Below are 727 nucleotides of genomic sequence, written 5' to 3'. Positions count from 1 at the left end.
GCACGCGTTCGAACTGGACGCCGATCTCCACGCCGGGCTGCTGGCCCTCGCGCGGGAGAGCGGCGCGAGCCTGTTCATGGTCATGCAGGCCGCTTTCGCCGCGTTGCTGACCCGGCTGGGTGCGGGGACGGATGTGCCGATCGGCTCGCCTATTGCCGGGCGTACCGATGAGGCTCTGGACGATCTTGTCGGGATGTTCGTCAACATGCTCGTGTTGCGGACCGACACGTCCGGGGACCCGTCGTTCCGGGAACTGGTGGGACGGGTGCGGGAGACCGACCTCGCCGCCTACGCGCACCAGGACGTCCCGTTCGAGCGGCTGGTCGAGGTACTGAACCCGGCGCGGTCGATGGCCCGGCATCCGCTGTTCCAGGTCGTCCTGTCGTTCCAGAACAACCCCGAGGCACGGCTTGAGCTGGACGGGCTCACCGGCGGCGCCGAACCCCTGACGGCGGGTACGGCCAAGTACGACCTGTCCCTCTACCTGGAGGAACGGCACGGCGACGACGGCACGCCCGGCGGCATCGAAGCCGGGCTCGAATTCGCCCTCGACCTGTTCGACCCCGGCACCGCGCGGACGATCGCGGACCGCTTCGAGCGGCTCGTCCGCGCACTGGTCGCCGACCCCGACATGCCCATCACCGCCGCCGAGATCCTCGACCGGAGCGAACGGCGGACACTGCTGCGCCGCTGGGCCGGCGGTAAGGGCGGCGACGTCGAGCGGACG

At 70.4% G+C, this 727-nt stretch carries 1 protein-coding gene; it reads left to right on the top strand.

Annotated features, from left to right (window positions below; genetic code table 11):
- The coding region (locus AF1_RS32735) for a condensation domain-containing protein (protein WP_217999884.1) at positions 1-727 on the top strand (727 nt) is incomplete at both ends.

Origin of the sequence: Actinomadura formosensis NBRC 14204, assembly GCF_001552155.1 — a bacterium.
Taxonomy (GTDB): Bacteria; Actinomycetota; Actinomycetes; order Streptosporangiales; family Streptosporangiaceae; genus Spirillospora; species Spirillospora formosensis.
The sequence above is the reverse complement of the archived record's forward strand: the minus strand, read 5'-3'. Positions and strand labels throughout refer to the sequence as shown.